This window comes from Parashewanella curva, assembly GCF_003675895.1.
Taxonomy (GTDB): Bacteria; Pseudomonadota; Gammaproteobacteria; order Enterobacterales; family Shewanellaceae; genus Parashewanella; species Parashewanella curva.
Map to the genome: position 1 here is coordinate 1 of NZ_ML014859.1, position 8,882 is coordinate 8,882.

Below are 8,882 nucleotides of genomic sequence, written 5' to 3' on the forward strand. Positions count from 1 at the left end.
ATCGATTCCACAGTAATATGGATGCAATTTGTTATAGAATCTCATTGAGTCTTCTCCTGTTTTGGTTTGGTTGCCTAAAGCTTAGCGATTCGTCGCTAAGCTGGGAGAAGGCTCAATAAGTATCAAGGCATTCAACAGGACGCAAAATCGTTGGCTTTGCTCCTGCGTCGCAAATTATAGCCAACAATTTCACGCCCGTTAATGCGGCGTTATACGCTTGCTGCCACTTGGGTAAATTAGGTTGTTGGTTTAAATAAACCTAAAAAAATCAGTTGCCTTCCACCCTCAATATCCAGTGGCTCGATCTTAGCTTGATCATTTGGTTCTTTCTTAAGGAGTTGCTTATCCTGACGAAGTTATCGGTATTAACCCTCTTTTCACTCCAATTAGCTCAATAATCTTTTCAATAATGAGCTGCCAATACTCTTTCTTTGTTAACTGCTGAGTAGTGGACTTCAGTTGCTCAAAAAACTGCATAACCCTATGATAAGTGCCTGCTACAGCTTCATGATTAGCATGGCTATGAGTCAGCTTTAAGAATTTTTGTCTGCCTGATTTTGTAAGCTTTCCAATACTGCTTAACAGTAATGGACGGCTGGTAATGGCTTCGAGATGACTATTGGGATTAATAAGCCTTACAAATAAACTCCACCAGTTGTAGATCAGCGCGACTATTCGAGCCATCATTTGAGTGGAATGCATTTTGTGTGTAGTAAAGCCTCCCCAACCCCAATGGTTTTTAAGCTCATCGAAGTTATTCTCACAGTCTGCTCTATCTCTATAAAGCTGTACGATACTGATGACATCCTTGTTTAAATCAGTAACCAGAACCGAGTATTCATAAAGCTTAAATTCCTCTGGCTCTTCGATAAAACCAAGTGATAGCTGACCATTTACCTTATGCTCCAGCACCAGCTCATCGCTTTTTTGAAGTTTTCTTCTCATCAAGATGACACGTCGAGCATGTTTCCAACTACCTAGTTGAATTTCACTTTCTTTGACTTCCCAATATCGATTAAAGTTTTTCCAGCCACCTTGCCCATGTTGCGAGCGGAGCAGTTTTTTAACACCAGAGCCTTTCTTCATTTTGAAGAGGTACGATTGACTGACTTCTTCTAAAGCGGTCATTACTGAGTCAGCCCCCCAATCACAGTCACCACGAACGAATTCTGGTTTGCAATCAGCTGGAAATTGCTCAAGGAGCGATAATAATCGAGGCAAAGAGTGTGATGATGATGTTTGATTACCGGGCTGAACTTCCACATCTAGCACTAGCCTTAAATTGGCAATAAGGTATGAATGATAAGCATGACTTGGGCGCCCCTGTTTATGAGGGTTATAGCCTTTAACTGCACCTTCTTGGAAACCGTAGAGAGGTTTAACTGTCACATCAACATCGAGGATCCAACTGGTGCTGAGTAAAGGTAGATAGCAAGCATTGAGATGAGCTCGAAGCCAAGCTGTGCCTTTATCTTCATCAATTTTTGACAGTGCTCTTCTGGCAGAGTCACAACCAATAATTTTTGACATACCTAACAGGCTAGAATTAACGGTATCGTTACGTAATGCCGTCATATGAATAAATCTTTGATGACCAGAGAGCACACTCAGTAACAGTGAACCCAGTACATCTCTGACTTTAGGCGCATTATTACTTGTGTACTCCAAAGGGCATTCTTCAACCCAAGGATCAAAACGGTGCCCAACTTTTAAAAACTGAATGAAAAAGGGAAGTTGACCGTAAGGAGTCAGTTCAGCATCTGAATCCCACTCAACATGAACTTTGCCATCAAAGGTATCAATTTCGATCTGAGGTCGATCTTCAGTGGCGATTTTGGGTGATAATTGAGTATTTTGGGCTTCACCTAATGGGTGAATGGTAGAACCTCGCAATTTCATAGACTCGGCCTATAAAAACATCAGGTTGTAGTGTTATGCCATTTATCAACTGATTTATCTAGGATAAACTTCAGTGTTGGCTCAAAGCTAATTTGCAGTTTAAAGCTCAAGGTTTATCGTGTTTTCGCCTTTGCGTTCAGCTTGTCGCTAATAGGCGTCAACTCATTGCGTAAAAGCTCAAACATTGGTTGCGCCATTAGCTCGAAAAACATTGGCTATTGGCTCAAAAATCCAAAGTTCATTTGGCGTGGCAGTTTACTTCGTTCAAGTTCGTTGTAAACTCTAAGCCATTGCGTAATCAAGTAATATCGTATAACAAGGCATTCAATCGGTAAAATACTTGTTGGCTTTTTTCCGCTTCGCTACAAAAATTTTAGCCAACAACCATTTTCCGCTTAATGCGGCGTTATGTGTAAAATCGGTTTAAACTTAGCGGCAGTTACAATCAAAAAGTAAGGGTTGATTATATGTCGAATACAATTGTAGATGTTGAGCAATCAACAGTTTATTCCGTATCAAACCCCTATGATACATCGGAAGTTATAGAAATAATTGAAGTTACAGGGAAAACAGGCAAAACGATTTGGTTCATTGAAGAAAATGAAGAGCGCACGCCCTTATATAGTGCCGAAGTATACGATAACAAAACTGCAATTAAAATTTGGTATTCACAAAGCGATGAAGAAGCAACCGAACTCACCATCGAAAATATCATAAAACCCCGTTAACCGTTAAACCTTACACATAACAAGCGCTTCAACAGGACAAATACTCGTTGGCCTTTGTCGCTGCGCTCCAAATTTTAGCCAACAACTATTTGCCTGTTAAGACGGGCGTTATACGTTTCTCAGGGTATGGAGTTGTAATGAGAAAAACATTTGAATTCGAAGTAAAAGGACATAATGTAAAAATCACTAATTCTTGGTTTAGCGGTGCTAAGTTGTATGTTAATGGTGATTTAAAAGACACAGATAAAACTAGGGTTGCAAGAGGTGATGTTGCATTACTTGCTACTAATTTGGGAGAAGCTGGTTTTCTCCAAATAAAACCTTTATCTACGCCTTTTACTGTTGAAATGGACGCATACCTAGTAGTTGGGAACAATTCAGAACACGTTTATAGTTCACACAAGCAACTTAATCAGTAAGCTAGGGTGTTCGTAAATAAAACGTATAACAAGCGCTTCAACAAGGACAAATACTCGTTGGCTTTTGTCGCTGCGCTCCAAATTTTAGCCAACAACTATTTGCCTGTTAAGACGGGCGTTATGCGTGGTAAAAAATTCATTGGTTTTAATGTTGTACCATACAAGGTTCAACTGCGGTAGCAATGGAAATTCAGCTTAAATTCTGTTGTTGTAGATCAACCACGAAACTGCCCTATTCAATGTTGTTTCTGGTTGTTTAAAAGTTATCGAAGTCGGCAAAAGGATTGGCAGTTTCGTAAAAACAAAATTGGGCACACTCCAAAACGTCTGTAATAACAAAACGTAAACGGTGCGCCTAACAAGCAGTTCAACAGGACAAATACTGTTTGGCTTTTGTCACTGCGTTCCAAATTTTAGCCAAACACCATTTGCCCGTTAACTGGGCGTTATGTTTTCCCTCAAGTCCACTGCATCGCATGTATAATATGGACTTTTCTCCGTATTCTTTGTAAAGGTGAACTGTGTACTCTCAAAAGATTTTCAGATTTAGAGTTTCTCTGACAGAGATTGAACCAGAAATATGGAGAGAGATTGATGTTCCTTCCGATTATAATTTCTGGGAGTTGCACGTAGCTATTCAAGATGCAATGGGATGGCTGGATTATCACTTACACGAATTCAGACCAAGAAAAAAATCACCCACAGATGGAAAACACATTGGTATTCCAGATTCTGAATTTGATGAGATTGAAGTCATTCCGGGTTGGGAAGTTCCCATAAAGAAATATTTCACTACTTTGGGTAACAGCATTGACTACACATACGATTTTGGTGATAGCTGGGAACACGAGATCACTTTCATCGGTATGTTTTTAGCCAATGAAAATGAAAAAATTCCAAACTGCCTTGCTGGTGAACGTGCATGCCCGCCAGAAGACTGCGGTAGTGTTCCTGGCTATTACAACCTTTTGGAAATTCTTTCTTCACCAGAAAGTGACGAGTATGAGGAGATAGCTCATTGGTTACAGAATCATGCTAAGAAATATTGGCCATACAAACCAGAGTATTTTTCAGCGAAAAGAACCAAGTTTTCTGACCCTTATCAACGCTGGTGTAATGCATTTGGCGTTGAGCCAGAGTAAGAAAAACATAACAAGTAAATCCAGGTGACGCCTACGGCGCACCTGATTTAGGCGTTATGCGCTTAAGTTTAAAAAGGAATTTCCACTATGACATCCACGTTTGGGTCAGTTCGTCCTTTAACTGTGTTCATTGTTATTTTTATCACATCAAAAACTGTTTCTTTTTTCAAAGGTCATGAATCTGATGAAAGCCTAGCGTTTGCATTACTTTGGTCGTTTGTTGCAATGTTTACTTTTATGGCTGCAAAGTTATATCACACTAAAAAAGGTCGCAATTGCAAATCGTGTAATGACAACGCAGAATGACACGCAACGGCGCATAACAAGCAATTCAACAGGGACAAATACTGTTTGGCTTTTGTCGCTGCGCTCCAAAATTATAGCCAAACACCATTTGCCCGTTAATTGGGCGTTAAGCCCCTACGAGTTACGTACATGTCACTATCGAGAGTTAAAATATCAAAGAGAAAAATAAAGAACGTAAAAGCACGCCGTGATGTAAAGAGGAAGCGAGCAAAGAAAATGCAATCTAATATGGATGCACGCTGGAAAGAACACCAGAAATATATTGAAAGTAGAAAGACTGAACAATGGATTCTTGATGCGAAGAAGTCGTTTGATTGGTTTCTCGAGATAATGGGCGAATCTGAATGGGATAAGCGTAAGAAATCTGTTGTTGCATACTTCAAAAAACAACAAATGAGCTTTTTCCCAGAGGAAGGAAAAAAGCGGGAAGAGCTTTCCGAATCAGAAAAAAGAATCGCATATCACCAGGACTGGATTGCTTGGTACATGTATCTTGTGGAGTCACTTTACCACCGTCCATATGTAAATGAAGCCTCTCAGTCATGCAGAATTTACCCTTTCTTTTGTGCATTTGGCAGGCACATAGATATGGTTAAAAGTATTTCTGGCATAGATGCAAAGCTAATTGAGCTTCTTAGGGGGAAGAATAACCAACCTGACTCAATACTATTTGAAATTAGTGTTGCTCTAATGTATGCAAGGAATGGGTGGGATGTTTCTTTTATTCCAGAAACAGCGGATAAAAAAACTCCTGATATTCTTGTCGAAAAGGATGGCAATCAATTCTTTGTAGAGTGCAAAAGACAGGCAAAAGTAACAGAGTACTCTGAAACGGAAAGAAAGGAATGGAATAGAAGGTGGGATATTCTTGTTCAGGCTATGGCTGCTTTCAAAATCCCTACTTTTATGGACGTAACTTTCAAAGTTGAAGTGGCAGAAACACCCCTGACGATTTTGGCGTCAGCTTTCGCGGAAATAGCTAGAAATGAAATGATTAGTTCTGGGTATACTCTAGAGAATGATCAAGTTAGCGTTTCTGTAGATTTTATAAATATGCCTGCGGTAAATAAGCACTTTGAAGACTTCCAAGTGTCATGGAACTCTCCTCAAATGGTTGCCTTGTTTGCTGGAGACTACGAGCGAAATGGTAGTTACACCCAAGTACACTCTCCCAAAGGAGTTAATGCAGTCGGACCTGATGATGAAGAGCACATCCTGAATCTCTTCTGTACTGGAGTATATTCAGCATATTGTGCCAAATGGGAATGTTTATCTGATACAGCTATAGATAAGAAAGCAAAAGATGTAAGAAAACTTCTTGGAAAGGCTATTGATCAAGCCCCTGACGAAGGTAACACAATAGTACATATCGCTTATGAAACTCTTCATGGGCCACTCGTTGAGTTCGAACGCCACAAAAAAATAGCGAACTCCATTAATTCATTTGATTATAAAAGTAAAAACGTGAAAGCAGTATTTTGCCATGCTCTTCAACCATCTGTCGGGCCAGAGGAGTCTGAGTGGGCTGAAACAACCATGCGATTTGGCCGCGATGGAATTGACCTTGCAAAAATCCTGCCAAACGACTTACTTTTAGACGAGTCAGCAACCAAAATAGCTAATGAAACACACTGGTACCAAGACCTTAATTCAATGGTTACCGGGGCTTAACAAGTAAATCCAGGTGACGCCTACGGCGCACCTGATTTAGGCGTTATAACCCTAATCCCTGTCACTTGTGACAATAAACAATCTCTTAGGAATGAATATGTCTGAATTAGAAATCAACGAACTACTCAAAGAAAATACCGAAAACTTCCTGAAAATAGAAGAGTTGCGTAACAAACCTGACTATCCTAACGAATCTCTAAACAAGGAAATATCTGAGTTGGATGATAAAATCCGTGCTAATTCACAACTGTATAGAGAGTTTACTTACGGTAAGTAATTAACATGTCCATAAGTTTAGTTTCATCTATAGCATCTAAGAGTTTTTTCGAAAACATTTCTCGATCTTCATCGGGTAAGTTACTTGCAATCTCACCTAGTCGATCTAGTTGGTGCTGTGTAGCAATTTTAAGATAGTTTGCTAAATTTGCAGCTAAATTCATAATATAAATCTCCTTAAAATTAATAAATTAAACATTACCCCATTTAAAACGGGTTCTAACAAGGCGTTCAAAAGGACTACAAAATGCGTAGCCTTTTAACGCAGCGTTAGCACTACAAGGAAAGTTCATGTTTAAATCCACTATTATTGCATTAAGCATTTTAATTTCCCTTCCTATTCAAGCTGCTGTAGATTGCAAAGCTGAATTTAAAAAGCATCTTAAAACTGACTTAAAGCTTAATCATATCGAGTTTGACCAAACTCAAAATAGTGGTTTTAGAGCGTTAGGTAATAAAGGTTGCTACAAGGAAGCTGCTGATTTAGTAGAATTATATATTGAAAAACATAATTCAAAAGATTTGACTATGCGTTGGCACGTTGCTCAACTTCGAGCATTATCAGGAGACAATAAAAAAGCAGCTGAAAATGCTAAGTTATCTCTAACGAGCAATGAACAATCCAAATTAAGCCCTTTAAAATGGAATGATTATGTTTTAGCTTCAGTTGGTTTTTTTGAAGGCAAAAAAGATATTCTTATCCACCATAGGAATATGGTTGCAAAGGCGAAAGATGAACATTTTGGAAATGAACTTAATCTTAAAATGCTTGATAAATTAATTAAACATTTTGGTAAAAGCTATGACTATGCGTCGAATGCTGAGTAGTTGTAGTGCTAACAAGCGCTTCAACAGGACAAATACTCGTTGGCTTTTGTCGCTACGCTCCAAATTTTAGCCAACAATTATTTGCCTGTTAAGACGGGCGTTAGCCTTCTTTTTGGAGAATGTAGCACCAATGAAGAAAATCATATTATTAGCTCTAACATTCTTATCATTTAACAGTTTTAGTAATGAGCTAAAAACTGAAATCAGCTTAAACGTTAAGCTACTTGAGTGTTTAGACACAATTCCATATAAAGAGATAAACGATCAGGATTACAAGTTTGCGAAATCATTGACTCTGATACCTGTAGTCATTGATAACTTAACAAAAAGTGAAGTAAGCCCTAAATATAAAAGGCTATTTAAAATATCATCAAAGTATTGCAGTAAAGAAATCAAAAATTTCGCTGCATATATAAACAGAAAAGGCTAACAAGCGCTTCAACAGGACAAATACTCGTTGGCTTTTGTCGCTGCGCTCCAAATTTTAGCCAACAACTATTTGCCTGTTAAGACGGGCGTTATATGCACAAGGGAAGCTAATGAGTAAATTAACATGTCCAAGCTGCCATCAGCCAGCTATGTCAAGCTGGGGGAAATTAAATTTATCACCTATAGCATCCCAAAAATGTTCAAAGTGTAAGGTTGAGCTTACTGTACCTTTTATAAAAACTATGCTTTGCCTTCTACCAACATCGTTGCCAGTATTTTTACTTCCGCAGTTTGGCTCTTCAATTGTAATGTACTTAATTCCATTAATGATAAGCTTTTCTTTTTACCTTATTGTTAATCATGTTCCATTAATTATGGCAAAGTAGTATGTGCATATAATCGGGTAGCCGAGGGTCTCTAGCCCTCAGCCCCCACACCACCCTGCATGCGGCTCCGCACAGGGCGGTTCATTTAGCTCCTCTTTAACGGGTAGTGTATCGCTATCCAACCTTCTTTTAGTGAGTACAGGCCTTTCGTCGCTAAGTAGTTATTCGTCAACCCTTGTTGTATTCCTTTCGTTTTCGAACTCCTCCATGGCCCTTTACTTGTGATCCCACAAGATATTGCCATTCTCTCTGGAACGCCTCTTTTGAGTAGGTTCTGCACTTTCGTCCTTGGCTTACGCCATTGACGCCAGAAACACATTCTTACTCTTCGACGTATCCATTGATCTTGTTCGACACATTGTTGATACACATTCGCTATCCCGAAGTAGTTTATCCAGCCCTGCAAATACTGCTTCAATTTATACAGTTGGTATTCCATCCTCACGCCCCAGTTTCGGTTCGTGAGTTGTCTCACTCTCTGCTTGAACTTTTGCAATGTTTTCGCATGCCATTTGATTTTACCTCGGTTGAAAGTGAACCCTAGGAACTTACTTTGATTTACTTTTACTACTTGGCTCTTTTCCTTGTTTATCTCTAGCTTCAGTTTTGAAGATAGGTATCTTGTGATACTTCCAAGCACTCTTTCTCCTGCTCGTTTCGAGCAAACTAGGATGATGAGGTGAGTAGCCCACGGGAACTTCCCCCGCAGGCTCTCTCAGAACCGTACGTGAACCTCTCAGCTCATACGGCTCCCATTATCCAACCATCGGCCTGACACCAAATTTCCAGTGTGGAAAC

General features: G+C 39.3%; 10 protein-coding genes. 7 read left to right on the top strand and 3 right to left on the bottom strand.

Annotated elements, in window-relative coordinates; all coding sequences use genetic code 11:
- Positions 1-342: 342 nt before the first annotated feature.
- Entirely contained in the window at positions 343-1,899 is a 1,557-nt protein-coding gene (locus D5018_RS19590) for a transposase (RefSeq protein ID WP_121840676.1), read from the bottom strand.
- A gap of 467 nt (positions 1,900-2,366) precedes the next feature.
- Between D5018_RS19590 and D5018_RS19595 the strand changes: the two genes are divergently transcribed.
- From D5018_RS19595 to D5018_RS19620, 5 genes are all read left to right on the top strand, one after another.
- Positions 2,367-2,627, top strand: a complete 261-nt coding sequence (locus tag D5018_RS19595) for a hypothetical protein (RefSeq protein ID WP_121840677.1) — start codon at positions 2,367-2,369, stop codon at positions 2,625-2,627.
- Positions 2,628-2,764: 137 nt separating this feature from the next.
- Positions 2,765-3,046, top strand: coding sequence for a hypothetical protein (locus D5018_RS19600; RefSeq protein WP_121840678.1), 282 nt, complete (start codon positions 2,765-2,767; stop codon positions 3,044-3,046).
- 521 nt (positions 3,047-3,567) lie between these two features.
- Entirely contained in the window at positions 3,568-4,188 is a 621-nt protein-coding gene (locus D5018_RS19605) for a plasmid pRiA4b ORF-3 family protein (RefSeq protein ID WP_121840679.1), read from the top strand.
- A 435-nt stretch (positions 4,189-4,623) separates the two neighbouring features.
- Positions 4,624-6,165, top strand: a complete 1,542-nt coding sequence (locus tag D5018_RS19615) for a hypothetical protein (RefSeq protein WP_121840681.1) — start codon at positions 4,624-4,626, stop codon at positions 6,163-6,165.
- Between the two features lie 97 nt (positions 6,166-6,262).
- Positions 6,263-6,442: a hypothetical protein gene (locus D5018_RS19620; RefSeq protein WP_121840682.1), complete on the top strand. Its 180-nt coding sequence runs from the start codon at positions 6,263-6,265 to the stop codon at positions 6,440-6,442.
- Here D5018_RS19620 and D5018_RS19625 read toward each other — a convergent pair.
- Positions 6,426-6,605 carry a hypothetical protein gene (locus D5018_RS19625; protein WP_121840683.1) on the bottom strand — a complete coding sequence of 60 codons (180 nt, stop codon included), beginning with the start codon at positions 6,603-6,605 and terminating at the stop codon, positions 6,426-6,428. The genes D5018_RS19620 and D5018_RS19625 overlap by 17 nt on opposite strands.
- 127 nt (positions 6,606-6,732) lie before the next feature.
- Here D5018_RS19625 and D5018_RS19630 point away from each other — a divergent pair, with 127 nt between their 5' ends.
- The gene (locus D5018_RS19630; RefSeq protein ID WP_121840684.1) at positions 6,733-7,269 is read left to right on the top strand and encodes a hypothetical protein; all 537 of its coding nucleotides are present in this window, start codon (positions 6,733-6,735) and stop codon (positions 7,267-7,269) included.
- 539 nt (positions 7,270-7,808) lie between these two features.
- Positions 7,809-8,084, top strand: a complete 276-nt coding sequence (locus tag D5018_RS21580; RefSeq protein WP_133309346.1) for a hypothetical protein — start codon at positions 7,809-7,811, stop codon at positions 8,082-8,084.
- 85 nt (positions 8,085-8,169) lie between these two features.
- On the opposite strand, the gene D5018_RS22300 is transcribed toward D5018_RS21580, so the two are convergent.
- Positions 8,170-8,724 (bottom strand): group II intron maturase-specific domain-containing protein, encoded by a 555-nt coding sequence (locus D5018_RS22300; RefSeq protein ID WP_279386894.1) that lies wholly within the window; start codon positions 8,722-8,724, stop codon positions 8,170-8,172.
- Between the last annotated feature and the right edge of the window lie 158 nt (positions 8,725-8,882).

What these genes read in the sequence shown, in the direction of transcription:
- D5018_RS19590 (WP_121840676.1), bottom strand. Translation starts at nt 1,899, where the DNA reads ATGAAATTGCGAGGTTCTACCATTCACCCATTAGGTGAAGCCCAAAAT.
- D5018_RS19615 (WP_121840681.1), top strand. Translation starts at nt 4,624, where the DNA reads ATGTCACTATCGAGAGTTAAAATATCAAAGAGAAAAATAAAGAACGTA.
- D5018_RS19620 (WP_121840682.1), top strand. Translation starts at nt 6,263, where the DNA reads ATGTCTGAATTAGAAATCAACGAACTACTCAAAGAAAATACCGAAAAC.
- D5018_RS19630 (WP_121840684.1), top strand. Translation starts at nt 6,733, where the DNA reads ATGTTTAAATCCACTATTATTGCATTAAGCATTTTAATTTCCCTTCCT.
- D5018_RS19600 (WP_121840678.1), top strand. Translation starts at nt 2,765, where the DNA reads ATGAGAAAAACATTTGAATTCGAAGTAAAAGGACATAATGTAAAAATC.
- D5018_RS19625 (WP_121840683.1), bottom strand. Translation starts at nt 6,605, where the DNA reads ATGAATTTAGCTGCAAATTTAGCAAACTATCTTAAAATTGCTACACAG.
- D5018_RS19595 (WP_121840677.1), top strand. Translation starts at nt 2,367, where the DNA reads ATGTCGAATACAATTGTAGATGTTGAGCAATCAACAGTTTATTCCGTA.
- D5018_RS21580 (WP_133309346.1), top strand. Translation starts at nt 7,809, where the DNA reads ATGAGTAAATTAACATGTCCAAGCTGCCATCAGCCAGCTATGTCAAGC.